Raw genomic sequence first — 13,296 nt, 5'->3', positions numbered from 1 at the left:
TTGAGGTGACACGGTGAAAAAGCGTATCGTAATCGAACTTGATGTTATTAGCGGCAATATAGAAGTTTCAAATGAAGACGAGATATCACACTTCGACATGGCTGCAATGCTTAAATATGCAGAAATGCTGCTTACTCGTGATTGGTTGGAACAACAGGAAGAGTAGCAACAAATCGGTTTGAAGCAATTATGTGAGGCGATGGATTAATGCCCAGCCACATACCGTGACCAAAACAAGGAGAACTGATAAGGATGAATGATAAGTTTAGTAGAGAATGTGAAAATTGCAGTGGTAAAGGTAAGGTAGGCCGAATCATAGGATTTCGTACGGTATGTGTGATGTGCGACGGAAAAGGTTTCATTTTACTTCCAAAGCCTTCTCCGAAACAAAGGTCGGCAAGTGATTACATTCCATCAATGCGCAGCGCTTCCGTAAGTCGCACTCACGCATATCACCGAACAGAAACGGTATATGAACCAATGTACGTAACAGTTCCAGAACCGACCCCTTCACGATGTGATAACGACAATCATCATCGAAATCATCATCATGATAGTGGATCACATAACCACAATCATAGTCATGGCTGTGGTTCATCTAGCTCATCGGATTCCAGTTGGTCCAGCAGTTCGGATAGTGGTTCGTCCGATAGTGGCGGTGGTAGTTGGGATTAATGATTGAACGCACTTAACCAGAAGAAGCCCTTCGACGAACGATGAAGAAGAAGGCTTCTTTTTTATGCCTGAAAAGGGGAATGGATGATATGGGGGCAGAATGGGATGCATTTGAAGAACGAGTAAAATCGGAATTGTCGTTTTGGCGCACGGCGTTGGAAGCACATCCCGGATTTGATGGTCGTTGTATTGGGGCATGTTTTTCGGCAATCAGTAAGGATGAAGCTGTATTGAGACGGGTTAATAGATTAAACGAGACTCATATGCAGCTTGATAGGGATTCCACATAATGGGCTTCTTTTTTTATTTCCTGAAAGGATCGTGATGTATTAATGAACATTGATATATTATTCGAAAATATAGAAACTTGTAATTTTGAATGTGAGGCAGGTTCTCTCGAGAAAAACGAAGATTACATTATGCTGAAGAAAGTTATACACGAATTAGCAAATGATTACAACAAGATTAAATTAGGCGTACAATTCCGCGATTTCTTTCATAGAGAATCATTACCAGACTGGATAAAGGAGACATAAAAAATGCTCAAATTTACTGAAATCATTGATGGAAAGACATTGATCTATGAAGCTGAAACGGTCGCGGAACTAATGCAACTGAAAAATGCGATTAATCCAACTGTGCTTCGGTCACAAGTGAAGGCAAACCCACTGTTAAAAGAAAACCCACTATTTAAAGAAATTGCACCTTTCTCCGGTGGGTCTCCTTTCAAATTTCCATGGTGAACAAATGATATCTAACCTCGAAAGGAGGTGATTCAGAAAAATGAGAGTACGAGCGTTTTATGGCAGCAAGATTTCACCGAATATGTCCAAAAGCCCTGAAGGATACTTGATATGTTTGAATGCCCCTATAGCCCGTTCAGGCTGGTATGAATACCTTGCCCGAGAGATAGGGCTTGAAGGCGATCAAATAGTCAAAGTATATCGGGATCCTGATGAAGTATTTAGCGATGCGGCCATTGCTTCATTTCAAGGGAAAAGCGTTACAGACGATCATCCCCCGGAGGTTGTTGAAGTCGGGAACAATCGATCTTATGACAAGGGCGTCGCAATGAACGTTCGACGAGGAACCGGCGATGAGGCAGATTTGCTTATTGCCGATTTGGTCGTGAAGGACCCGCGCTTGATTGATGATATCGAAAGCGGTCGTAAGCGAGAAATATCCTGCGGCTATGAATGTGAATATGAAATGGACGAACAAGGGAACTACGTCCAACGCAAAATTATCGGGAACCACGTGGCTGTTGTAGAAAATGGCCGCGCTGGTTCCCGTGTTGCTGTAAAGGACGAATCCGTAAACAACAATACGGAAGAATCGAAAGGAGAACAGAGAATGTCCAAAAAAATTACGGTACCAAAGAAAAACCCGGTTAATTTCACCCGGCTTCTGGCTGCGGTAGGGCTGAAACAATTCGCTGCTGATGCCGATCCTGACGCAATCATGGACGCAGTAGAAACATTGGCCGAAGAAAGAGCAGCCGCCGACGAATTACCACCTGTTGACCCAAGGGAAGAAGGTAAAGATCAGGACCCGGCAATTCAAGCTTTGGCGGAGCAGGTGAGCAAACTCACAGAAATGGTTTCGGCCATTATGCAAGCAAAGCAACAACCACCAAGCGCTGACGAGGCCATTGACGCAGCAATCGAAGAACTGGCCGGCAAAACGGAGGATTCGGACGAGGAAGAGTCCCACACTATCCCAGCCGAGGCAATGGACGAAGAAGGGCCTGTTACAGCGCCGGAGGATCGTCCGAAACCTGCGATCACCGGGGATAATTCGTTCAATCTTCGCTTTCTAAAAGAAGTTAAATCCCTTATTGCTGATATCCCGGATCCAGCAGCAAGGAAAAAGGTTGCGGATAAAGCTCTTGCAATGGTAAAGAGCAAAGCACCAAGAAACACATACGCCGAAATTAGCAAAAGCCCTAAGAAGCAGGCAGCAGATACACGCCAGCAGCCGCAAAAAGTCGATCACTCTCAACTCGGTAGGGACATTGCTGCAAAACGCAATCCACACTATATGCCAAAAGAAAAAGCCTAATAAGGGAAGGTGAACAAATATGCCAGGAAGTGTAATTGGAAAAGAATTGAATCTCGGCTATGCCGGAAATATCTCGCGGAGTGTTGATGCCATCATTGCAAATCGATTTGTACGTCCTTCTGACACAACAAGCATCACTTTTGGTGATCCAGTTGTGCTTAATGGGGATAACACATATTCGAAATTCGGTGCAAGCGGAACGGCAGCAACATTTGCCGGTATTGCAGTCCGCGAAGTCAAGCAAAGCACCGATTACTTAACAAATGCGGGTGAGTACAAACCAGGTCAGCCATGTGACGTAGCGGAGCGAGGCACAATCACCGTAATTTGCAAAGTGGGAACGCCTAGCGCAGCCGGTTCGGTATACATCCGAATTGCAGCCAATGCTACTATCCCGGCCGGTGTCATTGGTGGGTTTGAAGCCGCTGCGGATGGCACAAATACAATCCTTCTAACCAACGCTAAATGGAAAACCGGAAAAATGGACGCGAACCGCGTAGCAGAAGTAACGCTGCTTACACGGAATCAGCCGTAAGGAGGACACCAACTAATGACAACATTTATGACCAATGCAAGCAATAATTTGTTTACCCCTATGGGCTTGGGCGCACCCATGTATATGAGTGACGCAGCGCTTGGAGGAGGTATGGCTTTTCTTACTGCCGAGCTAGAAAAACGCGATCCGAAGCTTTATGAGCCTCTTCAATCTGTTACTTGGGCACGAGATATCGTTTCGAAGACTGGCGGCGGTTGGGTAGACTTCACATCCAATTCGTTCATTGAATACGCAACAACCGGCGGGGCTTCTGGTGGAAATGGAATCATCGGCGGCGAGACGAACGATATTCCAATCATGCAGGCTAACGCAACCAAAGATGTATGGAAGGTCTTCACGTTCTCCAACATCATGAAAATTCCGTTTGTCGATCAGGCAAAGCTTCAAAATATCGGCCGCAGCTTAGATGATATCCTGGACAATGGTATTCGCCTAAACTATAACAAGTCCATTGACAATATCGTTTATGTGGGTATTCCAGGCATCGGTATTTATGGCCTTGTAAACAATCCTGATCTGGTAGCTACATCGGCACCCGCTGGTGCTGGCGGTTCTTCCACATGGAACTTGAAAACTCCGGACGAGATCCTTGACGACGTAAACCGCATCATCAATGATACATGGGCCGCTTCCGAATACGATTTGACAGGTATGTCGAACCATATCTTGATCCCGCCTGTACAATACGCATACTTGACTGGTCGGAAAGTGAGCGCAGCTGGTACGGATTCCATCCTGAAATTCTTGCTTGAAAACAACATCGGCAGAAATCAGGGCATTGACTTGTTCATTGGGCCTTCTCGTTGGTGCACAGGTGCCGGCGTTGGCGGTACAGACCGGATGATTGCTTACGTAAACAATGATAACCGCGTAAATTTTGATTTGCCGGTGCCATTGAGCCGCATCATGACACAGCCACAAGTAACTGAGCTTGCATATATGACGGCGTATGCTGCTCAATTGGGACAAGTTAAGTTCCTGTATACACAATGCGCCCGCTATTGTGACGGGATTTAAGGGAGGATACTACGAATGCGAATTTTATCAAAAAGAACACTACAATTCGATGACCCGAACGGACAAGAACAGCCGGTCGTTGTAACAAATAAGGATATTGCTGTTGTGCCGGATTGGGTACTCAATTCTAGCATGTTTAAGCTGGCCTCAAGCGATGGAACGGTCAGCATCATCGAATCTGCGCCTGCTGTTTCCATCGCAGGAAACCAGAACAGCGAAGAAACAGACAAACTTCGAGCAGAATTGGAAGCAGCACGCGCGGAATTGGAACAACTGAAAGCTGCAGCTTCCGAAAAAGAAAAAGCTGCGGATGCGGATGATGCCAGCAACGACCCAATTCAAACAACTGGGACCGAAACCACTTCGACACGTAAACAACGGGCGGCTAATACTGAATGATCGAAGCTAATGGAATTATAGGGGGAGCCTCCAATTTAAGATTTGGAGACAATCCCCCTTTTCTGTTGGCGGACTTCCTTGCCGTATATCCGCAGTTCGGGCCGGACTCCGCAGGTAAGGAAAATTTACCTGCCCATATCATTCAAATGTATATCGATCTTGCTAATGCCTCAATAAAGGAAGCACGCTGGCACGCGGCGTGGAAGGTGGCAATGGGATGGTTTATTGCCCATTTCTGTACACTTCACCTTTTGGGCGCGGCTGATCCTGACGGCGGCGCAGCGGCGGCTATTGCTGCCGGGCAATCTGCTGGTTTGAATACATCCGAGGCCGTTGACGGCGTATCTGTCAGCATGGATTACAATGCAATAGCTCAGGACTTGGGTGGCTGGGCAGCGTGGAAATTGACGATCTACGGACAGCAGTTCGCAACGATGGGAAAGCTGATGGGGCTGGGCGGCATGTATGTCTATTAAATAATCGGAGGATGAGAACCGGATGTATAAAGAATTTGATGTTGTTCTCGGATTTCTCGGGAGTGTTCGTATTAAGTTTGAAGGACGAGAAGGATTCGTTGAGATCAGTGGTAATGGCGATGTGAAAATTGATCATGGGAAACTAAATATGGGGGAGAATTTTAACGTATTTCCGGAAAGTAGAAATGTTTCCCCCGCAAATTCTTCTTCTCACACATCCGGAATTGAACCTACAATCGAAGAACTTGAAAGGTATGTAAAACTGCTTATTGAAGTCGAATCCGTCGTGAAACTTGATGTTTCAAAAGACATAACGAAATGTCTTGGGAAAATCAATAGACTTCTAGGCATTTAGCAACGGTACAAGATCATGTTCAAAGGATTTGTCAAGGTTCTTAATAGCGTGGACAAGACCGAAGAATTCGGGAAGATGCTGAAAGAATTGGCCGGGAAACAGGTATTCGTCGGCATCCCAGAAGGCGAGAGCAGGGCAGGAGATACCGGAACCGGACAAATTACCAATGCCGAACTTTTGTATATCCATACTCACGGGATAAGGCAGAAGGCAATGCGCGATGAAATGAATCCGAAGGTCGAGAGTGGAGAAATGACATACAGCAAGGCATACCAGCTTTTCATTCAAACGCATGGTTCTCCACTTTGGCGTTCTCCTCCGCGTCCTGTACTGGAACCGGCGATTGAGCACAACAAAGAACCGCTTGCGAAGCAGATGCGCAAAGTAATCACGACGCTGCTGGATGGAAAGGACCCCGATGCTGAGCTTCAAAAGCTCGGGATGATGGGGCAAAATGTAGCGCGAGGATGGTTCACGAACCCGGCTAATGGATGGCCTGAAAACTCACCAGCAACGATTGCCAAAAAGGGCAGCGATAGGCCATTGATTGACAAAGGTGAACTGAGGAAGGCAATTACCTACGTCGTCAAGGAGGGCAGCTAATCATGAGAGTGAATGTTTCGCGGGTAGTGACAAGCCGCAACTTTGCTCAACCAAATGGATTCACTGTATATCGAAAGACCGGCATATGGGAATACGGGGAGTGGAAACCTTCTGAAACGGTTATTAAATTATCGGGTACTGTTACAGTAGCAAGTGCCAAATCACTTGAACAGGTACCAGAAGGCGATAGGGTAACTGGGATGATGTGTTTTCATTCAACACAACAGATTTATATCACAAGAGCAGAAAGTGAGCCTAATCCCGGCACATCCGATGAAATTCTCTGGCGTGGTGATCGCTATAGAATTCTTTCGGTTCTTCCTTGGGTTGAATTCGGTTATTACAAAGCCTTCGGCGTAAGAATGGCGGGAGATTGAATTGACCGATACAATTTTGGATATCAAACAAATTAACAGGTTATTTTTTAATGTCACAATAAAGGGCTTAGGTTTAAACCCTGACGCACCAACAAGCCAAAACCGAGTTCGGATTGCTTGGCCTACGGATGGCGCTCCATCCTGGAAAAGAAACGAGGATGTAGTTTTCATCATGGTCAACTTCAGTGATGACACAATTACGCAGCAGGTGGAAGTTGGATATGGAGAATCCACATCGGGCATAGTGCGTCGCGGTCTTTCATACACCCGGGTACTGGCAATAAATTGGGTGTTTTATGGACCCAGCAGTTTCAATGATGCTGATTTGATCAGAAGCTGCCTCTTTCGCTCAGAAATAGCGGAAGAATTGGCGAAAAACAATGTGTTCCTTGTCACGGATGTTTCTATGCCTATCCGAACGCCTGAACTTTACAATGGCGAATGGTGGGAGAGAACATCCTTTTTTGCGCGGTTCAATGAAAAAGTAGTCCGGCAAAGCGATATCCCGTATATCGAAAGCGCCGAGGTAAAAATTGTGAAGGGGTGAACAACTTGACTCAATCACTGAACAGTATCGTGAATGTGACAGTGACAGTTTCGCCGCTGGCCGTAGCGAACAGCGGGTTCAATCTTGGTTTGATCATCGGTAAATCGACGGTCATCACGCCGACGGAAAGAACAGTACTGTATAGCGGTATTGAGGATATGCGCTCCGATGGCTGGGCAGGCACAGAACCAGAATATGCAGCAGCGACGATCTATTTCAGCCAATCTCCAAGGCCGTCAAACGTGATTATCGGGCGATGGGATGGTACAGGTTCCGAAACTGCTGTGCAGGCTGTAGCGGCTTGTAGAGCGTCCAACAATGATTGGTATGCCTGCTATATTTGCGGAGCAGCAAAATCCGATATTATTGCCGTTTCGAGCGCGGTAGATGCAATGACGCCGTTATCCGCATTCTTCTACACGACCGCGGATACTGACGTACCCGTGGGCACAGCCGGAAATGTATTGGAAACGCTGAAGCTGGCTTCCCGGCACCGGTCCTTTGGGCAATATAGCACATCCCCACATGCTGCCGTCGCTGCTATGGGGTATGCAATGGGAGCAAATACGGGGTTGGCAAATTCGGCGTTTACGTTGGCGTACAAAACCGAAGTTGGGGTTACTCCAGAGGCTTTGACAACCGCCCAGGTCAATACAATTCTCGCGAACAACGGAAATGTATATACGAACTATGGGGCCAAGTATGATTTGCTCGTTCAAGGGACAGTGGCGGACGGTGTTCACTTCGACGAGGTACTGAACCTTGATGTACTTACAAATTCTATTCAAACGGCCGTAATGAACGCGCTGAAAGGTTCTGCCAAAATCCCACAAACGAATGATGGTGTAGCAGTTTTGGTCAGCGCAATCACAGCGCCTTGTGAAGATGCAAGGAATCGCGGGATACTGGCCCCGGGAATTTGGAATGCTGCGCCCGTGTTGGGCCTCCAAACAGGCGATACTCTTTCTACAGGGTATCTGGTTCTGGCGGATAGAATCGCCAACCAATCCCAAGCTGATCGGGACGCAAGAAAATCGCCTCCGATTTATGTTGCCGTGAAACTCGCGGGCGCAATTGAGCATGTCGTTATCGGCGTCATCGTGAATAGATAGGAGGGAAAGTAAGTGGGATATTCATCATACGGTTTTGAAGATGTGGTAGCTGTCATTTCCCATCCGTCTATAGGTCGGTTTGTCGCTACTGGCTCTGGTATTGGCTCTATTACGACTACAATGTCACAAGATCGAACTGCTCATGACGTTGCGGCGGACGGATCAGTAATGATTTCAAAAATAAAAGGGAGAAACGGCAGTCACACTATACAAATTCAGCAATCATCGTCTTTGAATAAATGGCTTACTAAAGCCTACAACTATTTGGAATTTGCTCCTGTATCTGAGTGGGCGAACATGACCATTTCGATTATTGCGCCAACAATGGGAGAGATAACGACTTCTACAGGCGTAAGCTTTCAAAAGCTTCCAGATAAGCCCTATCAGGCACAAGGTCAGCAGATCAGCTGGCAACTCATGGCGGCAGATATTCAACAAACAGCACTATAGGAGGGCGTATGGCTACTGAAAAATACAAAGATGTCGAAGTAAATGGGCGAAAGTTTAGGATCAAAAAATTCGCCGCCCGTGATGGCGCGTTTATGTTGATCAAGGTTGCGGCACTGCTTGCTCCCCTCTTTAGGGGGATTGATGTAAAGAAGTTTAAAGATATTAAAAGCCCGGAAGATGTGGACGTAAATAGCTTTGATATTTTCGGCATAATTGAAGAACTCGGGAAGCTATCCGAAAATGATTTTTCCTACGTTCAAGACAAATGCTTGAAGGTATGCTATGAATCCCTCCCGGCAGGTTTTACAGCAGTTTTGAATGACAACGGAACATTTGGCGTAATGGACTTGGAAGAGGATACAATTACGGTTCTTGCGCTGACAGCGCATGCATTGATTTTCAATATTTCTCCCGTTTTTCAAGGAGCCGGGTTGAGTACAATTCTGGGCAACCTCTTGACTTCATCCCGGCAAGGTTAGAAAACGTAAACGAATTCCTGTATGCACCCGTGATGTGTGGATTTTGGAATCATCGTGACATTGTAGAAGATGTGTTCACGCTGGATGATTTGCTTGACGCACATGAAATGATGGCCGTTAATTTCGAAAATAGATCAAGAGCCGAACAAGCCGCAAAAAGGAGGGACGCACAGTGATTGATACTATTAAAGAGTACTTGGTTGCTCTTGGATTCGCTGTAGATAATCAATCTTACGGCGATGCAAAAAAAGCTATTGACTCTGTAGGACAAGGCGTTGCTAAGTTTGCCAGCGGAGCGGTAACCCAATTTGCAATGGCTGGCGCTGCTGTAACCTCCTTTGTTGTCGGCGCTAACGTTGCTATTGCAAAGTTTCTGGATGGACTTGCCCAAGCAGACCTCGCAAATGAAAAGCTGGCGCGGCAGTTATGGACTACCAAGGATCAGGCTGCAGCGTTCAACAACACCCTGAGCGCGATGGGAGTCACGCTGCAAGATTTGTATCTCAGCCCTGAACTGATGAGGAACTTTCAGGAACTTCGCCAATCAATAAACAATATGAAGCCACCTGCTGAATTTGGCGAGCAGATGAAAGAGATACGATCCATCCGGCTTGAATTTACCAAAATGAAACTCGAAGCCACATACGCCATGCAATGGATCGGTTACTACTTCATTAAGTACATGAGTGGTCCGTTGGGTGATGTGAAGAAGAAACTTGGCGACATAAACGCAACCATTGTAAAGAACATGCCGAACTGGACGAAATCTGTAGCAAAGATCATGGCATGGTTTGCACGGCTCGGGATTACGTTGGTCAGGGCCGGGAAGGATGTAATAAAAATTTTCAGTGATATTGGAGAGAAGATTCCAGCAAACATGAAACTGATAGGCGGTGCAATATCTGCACTTGGCGTATTTCTTATGGCTGGACCAATTGGGAAAATGATTGGCTTGTTCTCCTTACTCCTTCTGCTACTGGATGATTTCTATGCCTATCTTGATGGCGGCGAATCTGCTTTTGGCCCTATGTGGGAAAAAGTGAGTGAATTTTCGCATAAGATCGCGGAAGGATTTCAGTTTGCCCTTGAGAAATTCAACGAATTCGCTGAAAAAGTGCAAAACAGTAAGATCGGAGAAAATTTGGTCAACATGGCTAAAAATATCTCCGCATCAATGACGATTATCGGGGGCGTAATTAAGGAATCAATTTCCAAAGCGTTTGACGAACTGGAAAAGGATAAAACCTTCGATAGCTTGCAAGAGAGTTTCATTGGAGTTGGTGAGGCGGCAACTGACTTGGGAAACACAATCGCTAGTATTGTGCTTGAATCTCTTGGGTTCAAGGATAGTCAAGTGGCATTACAAGGCATTGGTGACATTATTACAAACATAATTGTCGGTGCTATAAAGTCGCTGGATCAATCTTTGAAAGACCTCAAAGCTACAATCGAGGGAATTAAAGCAACATTTACCGGTGATGTAGGAGGCCAGTACAATTCTATTGTGAAGTTGACAAAATCGATGCAAAACAACCTTCCAGACTGGCTAAAGAACGACAATCTTTCAAAATTTGGAGGTTGGGTGACGGACTTAGCCGCCAAGTATGGCAGCGCTGATTTCAGTTCAAAAACACCTGGTTATGTATATACTCCAAGTTCGAATACAACCAACAAGAATACAAATGTAACCGTAAATCAAACAAACAATGTATACGGCAATTCCGATCCAAATGCGACGGCTGCAGCTGTTCATGATTTCACCGATGTTGCTATCATCCGCAGTGTAAGGGGGCTGATAAAATAATGGCAGACTCTCCTATTCTGGATTTGAATGCACCAGAGATACAAGGACTTGTATATGCAAAAACAAACATCGGGGGGTGGTTTTTCGATGCATTCCTGAAAATGACCCATACGAGCCGACTGACGATCACCGAACATCCCGTACAGACGGGCGCTGCAATATCTGATCATGCTTTCCTGCAACCAAAGGAATTGATTATGGAAGTGGGAATGTCCAATGTGGCTACAAGCTTGGTACCCGGCCAATTTTCAGGGGGGTACTCAAGGTCGGTTCAAGCTTTCAGGCTTTTACGGGAGCTACAGGCTCTTCGGATTCCGATGCAAGTCCATACACGACTGGACCTCTACCAAAACATGCTGGTTGAAGTAATATCAGCGCCGGATGATGTAACTACCTATGACGGTTTACGCTGTACTGTGACGCTCAAGGAGATACTTGTCGCACAGGTAAGAACAGTCAGAATAAGCTCGCGGCCTGCGGTGACGGATTCAGCAAATAGGGGAGCACAGGAACCGGCTGCCCCGAACCAGAGCCTACTAGTCCAAATGGGGGCAAAGAATCTGGGTGATGCTCTTAAATCAGCATTTGGAGGTGGGGGATAGTGGCAACCAAAATCATTCCGCTCATCCCTTCATCGAACCAAAGCTTAGTTTGCACTCTGCCGGTTGATTCGAAAAATATCACGCTATATTTTGTGTTCACATACAATTCAGTCGGTGGGTACTGGTTCATGTCCATTACCAATCAAAAAACAGGTCAACTGTTACTGGATGCTGTTCCGATAGTCTCGGGAGAATATCCGGCAGCGGATATACTACGCCAATATACGTACTTGGGAATCGGTAGTGCAGTGATTCTGTCCACAAGTGAAGAATTTGACGGCATCCCCGACTTCAACAATATAGGGACAGATTACGTTTTGGCTTGGAGTGATACCATTGGCTGAGAATATCAAGAATCTAGCTATCTCCGAAGCACAGACGCAGGGTGCTGATTTGAATATTGTACTTGCAACGATCGATGCAGAAACCAGCTTTACGAATATACTTGGAGACAGTGGGAATGCACTCGGACCCGGGCAGGTTTGGCCGAAATGGCATACGGATGCTTTCCAATATGCTGCGAACCGGTTCAGGGTAACATGGCCATCCTCACTTTCGGATCAGCAAAAGCTTGTTCTAGGTAATGATGGCCTTGCAACAGCAGCCGCGGTCTATGTAATCAAACAGGTATGGAATTCCGCAGGAAGAGATTTCAGGAAATTTTCGCTTCAATATGTTGGACCTGCTATCCCGGATAGCGATTATCAACGGCGCTATAACATTTGGCTGAAATATCAGGGGATCAGTAGTAGCCCTACAACGACAACAACCACTTCATATTCTACACAAACAACAAACGGACAAAGTTCAGTCGATATCCCACAAAGCAACTATGGAATTGTAGCAAATAGCCAAAAATACGGGAACATTTTGTACGGTCGTAGGTACCGGATAATTGTCAGCAACTCTAATGGCATTGCTTTGGATGTTTCAAACCTTCGCTGCAAGTTTTCGATCAGTAAAGCGATGAACACGCCCCCGAATTCTTCTGAAGTCGTGCTTTACAACCTTTCAGCGGAAACGGAAAATGCCATTATTCAGGAAGGGAATAGGATCGTCGTCGAAGCCGGATATGAAGGCGAACAATACGGGATGATCTTCGACGGCGATATCGTCCAGCCGATCCGTGACAAAGAGGATGGGGTTACATACCGGCTGTCGCTGTACTCACTGGATGGCGAGAGGGCGCTTAATCAGGGATTTGTCAATTTCTCAGTCGTAAAGGGACAGACGGCGAGAACGATTGCTGAAAACGTTGTGAATCAATCTGCCATTCCCACACAAATAGCAAACATTTCAGATGGCCTTAGCGATGCGCAATTGACCCGCGGGAAGGTCGTATTTGGTTTGGCGAAGGATTACCTTCGGCAGTTAGCACAAACCAATGAAGCAGCATTCTACATGGAGGACGGAAGGGTGAACATCGTTCGCATGACCGATCTTCCGGAAGGTGAAATATTTGACCTTTCACCTGAATCTGGGCTAATCGGGACACCAACACAGGCCGATCAAGGGGTGACGTTCAAATGCTTACTGAATCCGAGGCTAAAGCTGAATTCGCTCGTCCACATCGACAATAGCCTGATTCGCGCCCAGGTATATCAAATTGGACAAGCACAGCGAAACTTAGACTCTGACGGAATCTACCGAATCATTAGCATGAGACATACTGGAGATACCCGCGGGGATGATTGGTATACAGAGTGTACAACTGTTTCGCAAGCTGGAATCATTCCAAGCATGATGCCGCTAACGTCGGCAAATCCGTTTTAAGGAGGTACGA

General features: G+C 46.2%; 19 protein-coding genes. All 19 read left to right on the top strand.

Annotated features, from left to right (window positions below; all coding sequences use genetic code 11):
• Nucleotides 1–13: 13 nt before the first annotated feature.
• The 19 genes from AC0LWT_RS07205 (at nucleotide 14) to AC0LWT_RS07115 (ending at nucleotide 13,286) form a co-directional block, all read left to right on the top strand.
• Entirely contained in the window at nucleotides 14–166 is a 153-nt protein-coding gene (locus AC0LWT_RS07205; protein ID WP_474680545.1) for a hypothetical protein, read from the top strand.
• Between the two features lie 550 nt (nucleotides 167–716).
• Nucleotides 717–965, top strand: coding sequence for a hypothetical protein (locus AC0LWT_RS07200; RefSeq protein ID WP_474680544.1), 249 nt, complete (start codon nucleotides 717–719; stop codon nucleotides 963–965).
• 249 nt (nucleotides 966–1,214) lie between these two features.
• Nucleotides 1,215–1,418: a hypothetical protein gene (locus AC0LWT_RS07195; RefSeq protein ID WP_474680543.1), complete on the top strand. Its 204-nt coding sequence runs from the start codon at nucleotides 1,215–1,217 to the stop codon at nucleotides 1,416–1,418.
• Between the two features lie 40 nt (nucleotides 1,419–1,458).
• Nucleotides 1,459–2,736, top strand: a complete 1,278-nt coding sequence (locus AC0LWT_RS07190) for a DUF2213 domain-containing protein (RefSeq protein ID WP_474680542.1) — start codon at nucleotides 1,459–1,461, stop codon at nucleotides 2,734–2,736.
• 19 nt (nucleotides 2,737–2,755) lie between these two features.
• Complete coding sequence (locus AC0LWT_RS07185; RefSeq protein WP_474680541.1) at nucleotides 2,756–3,271, top strand: structural cement protein Gp24; 516 nt, start codon at nucleotides 2,756–2,758, stop codon at nucleotides 3,269–3,271.
• A 15-nt stretch (nucleotides 3,272–3,286) separates the two neighbouring features.
• Nucleotides 3,287–4,309, top strand: a complete 1,023-nt coding sequence (locus AC0LWT_RS07180) for a DUF2184 domain-containing protein (protein ID WP_474680540.1) — start codon at nucleotides 3,287–3,289, stop codon at nucleotides 4,307–4,309.
• A gap of 15 nt (nucleotides 4,310–4,324) precedes the next feature.
• Nucleotides 4,325–4,708 carry a hypothetical protein gene (locus AC0LWT_RS07175; RefSeq protein ID WP_474680539.1) on the top strand — a complete coding sequence of 128 codons (384 nt, stop codon included), beginning with the start codon at nucleotides 4,325–4,327 and terminating at the stop codon, nucleotides 4,706–4,708.
• Nucleotides 4,705–5,184, top strand: coding sequence for a DUF4054 domain-containing protein (locus AC0LWT_RS07170; protein WP_474680538.1), 480 nt, complete (start codon nucleotides 4,705–4,707; stop codon nucleotides 5,182–5,184). The genes AC0LWT_RS07175 and AC0LWT_RS07170 overlap by 4 nt, the downstream gene beginning before the upstream one ends.
• A 22-nt stretch (nucleotides 5,185–5,206) precedes the next feature.
• A complete protein-coding gene (locus AC0LWT_RS07165) occupies nucleotides 5,207–5,539 on the top strand; it encodes a hypothetical protein (protein ID WP_474680537.1) in 333 nt (110 codons plus the stop codon).
• A 15-nt stretch (nucleotides 5,540–5,554) separates the two neighbouring features.
• Entirely contained in the window at nucleotides 5,555–6,142 is a 588-nt protein-coding gene (locus AC0LWT_RS07160) for a phage virion morphogenesis protein (RefSeq protein ID WP_474680536.1), read from the top strand.
• A 2-nt stretch (nucleotides 6,143–6,144) separates the two neighbouring features.
• The gene (locus tag AC0LWT_RS07155; protein WP_474680535.1) at nucleotides 6,145–6,519 is read left to right on the top strand and encodes a hypothetical protein; all 375 of its coding nucleotides are present in this window, start codon (nucleotides 6,145–6,147) and stop codon (nucleotides 6,517–6,519) included.
• A gap of 1 nt (nucleotide 6,520) precedes the next feature.
• Nucleotides 6,521–7,066 (top strand): phage neck terminator protein, encoded by a 546-nt coding sequence (locus tag AC0LWT_RS07150; protein ID WP_474680534.1) that lies wholly within the window; start codon nucleotides 6,521–6,523, stop codon nucleotides 7,064–7,066.
• Nucleotides 7,067–7,071: 5 nt separating this feature from the next.
• Nucleotides 7,072–8,178 (top strand): DUF3383 family protein, encoded by a 1,107-nt coding sequence (locus tag AC0LWT_RS07145; RefSeq protein ID WP_474680533.1) that lies wholly within the window; start codon nucleotides 7,072–7,074, stop codon nucleotides 8,176–8,178.
• 12 nt (nucleotides 8,179–8,190) lie between these two features.
• Nucleotides 8,191–8,628 carry a tail tube family protein gene (locus AC0LWT_RS07140; protein WP_474680532.1) on the top strand — a complete coding sequence of 146 codons (438 nt, stop codon included), beginning with the start codon at nucleotides 8,191–8,193 and terminating at the stop codon, nucleotides 8,626–8,628.
• Between the two features lie 8 nt (nucleotides 8,629–8,636).
• The gene (locus AC0LWT_RS07135) at nucleotides 8,637–9,107 is read left to right on the top strand and encodes a phage tail assembly chaperone (RefSeq protein ID WP_474680531.1); all 471 of its coding nucleotides are present in this window, start codon (nucleotides 8,637–8,639) and stop codon (nucleotides 9,105–9,107) included.
• Nucleotides 9,108–9,279: 172 nt separating this feature from the next.
• On the top strand, nucleotides 9,280–10,911 hold the full coding sequence (locus AC0LWT_RS07130) for a hypothetical protein (RefSeq protein ID WP_474680530.1): 1,632 nt from the start codon (nucleotides 9,280–9,282) through the stop codon (nucleotides 10,909–10,911).
• Nucleotides 10,911–11,513, top strand: coding sequence for a phage baseplate protein (locus AC0LWT_RS07125; RefSeq protein ID WP_474680529.1), 603 nt, complete (start codon nucleotides 10,911–10,913; stop codon nucleotides 11,511–11,513). Before AC0LWT_RS07130 ends, AC0LWT_RS07125 begins: the two co-directional genes overlap by 1 nt.
• Nucleotides 11,513–11,857 (top strand): phage baseplate plug family protein, encoded by a 345-nt coding sequence (locus AC0LWT_RS07120; protein ID WP_474680528.1) that lies wholly within the window; start codon nucleotides 11,513–11,515, stop codon nucleotides 11,855–11,857. The genes AC0LWT_RS07125 and AC0LWT_RS07120 overlap by 1 nt, the downstream gene beginning before the upstream one ends.
• Complete coding sequence (locus AC0LWT_RS07115; protein WP_474680527.1) at nucleotides 11,850–13,286, top strand: phage protein; 1,437 nt, start codon at nucleotides 11,850–11,852, stop codon at nucleotides 13,284–13,286. Before AC0LWT_RS07120 ends, AC0LWT_RS07115 begins: the two co-directional genes overlap by 8 nt.
• Nucleotides 13,287–13,296: the final 10 nt, after the last annotated feature.

The sequence above is a fragment of the Paenibacillus sp. sgz302164 genome (assembly GCF_056120505.1).
Note: the sequence above shows the minus strand (reverse complement) of the source record. Positions and strands in the feature narration are given on the sequence as shown.

What these genes read in the sequence shown, in the direction of transcription:
- AC0LWT_RS07200 (WP_474680544.1), top strand. Translation starts at nt 717, where the DNA reads ATGAAGAAGAAGGCTTCTTTTTTATGCCTGAAAAGGGGAATGGATGAT.
- AC0LWT_RS07185 (WP_474680541.1), top strand. Translation starts at nt 2,756, where the DNA reads ATGCCAGGAAGTGTAATTGGAAAAGAATTGAATCTCGGCTATGCCGGA.
- AC0LWT_RS07125 (WP_474680529.1), top strand. Translation starts at nt 10,911, where the DNA reads ATGGCAGACTCTCCTATTCTGGATTTGAATGCACCAGAGATACAAGGA.
- AC0LWT_RS07180 (WP_474680540.1), top strand. Translation starts at nt 3,287, where the DNA reads ATGACAACATTTATGACCAATGCAAGCAATAATTTGTTTACCCCTATG.
- AC0LWT_RS07175 (WP_474680539.1), top strand. Translation starts at nt 4,325, where the DNA reads ATGCGAATTTTATCAAAAAGAACACTACAATTCGATGACCCGAACGGA.
- AC0LWT_RS07170 (WP_474680538.1), top strand. Translation starts at nt 4,705, where the DNA reads ATGATCGAAGCTAATGGAATTATAGGGGGAGCCTCCAATTTAAGATTT.
- AC0LWT_RS07195 (WP_474680543.1), top strand. Translation starts at nt 1,215, where the DNA reads ATGCTCAAATTTACTGAAATCATTGATGGAAAGACATTGATCTATGAA.
- AC0LWT_RS07135 (WP_474680531.1), top strand. Translation starts at nt 8,637, where the DNA reads ATGGCTACTGAAAAATACAAAGATGTCGAAGTAAATGGGCGAAAGTTT.
- AC0LWT_RS07155 (WP_474680535.1), top strand. Translation starts at nt 6,145, where the DNA reads ATGAGAGTGAATGTTTCGCGGGTAGTGACAAGCCGCAACTTTGCTCAA.
- AC0LWT_RS07160 (WP_474680536.1), top strand. Translation starts at nt 5,555, where the DNA reads ATGTTCAAAGGATTTGTCAAGGTTCTTAATAGCGTGGACAAGACCGAA.
- AC0LWT_RS07165 (WP_474680537.1), top strand. Translation starts at nt 5,207, where the DNA reads ATGTATAAAGAATTTGATGTTGTTCTCGGATTTCTCGGGAGTGTTCGT.
- AC0LWT_RS07190 (WP_474680542.1), top strand. Translation starts at nt 1,459, where the DNA reads ATGAGAGTACGAGCGTTTTATGGCAGCAAGATTTCACCGAATATGTCC.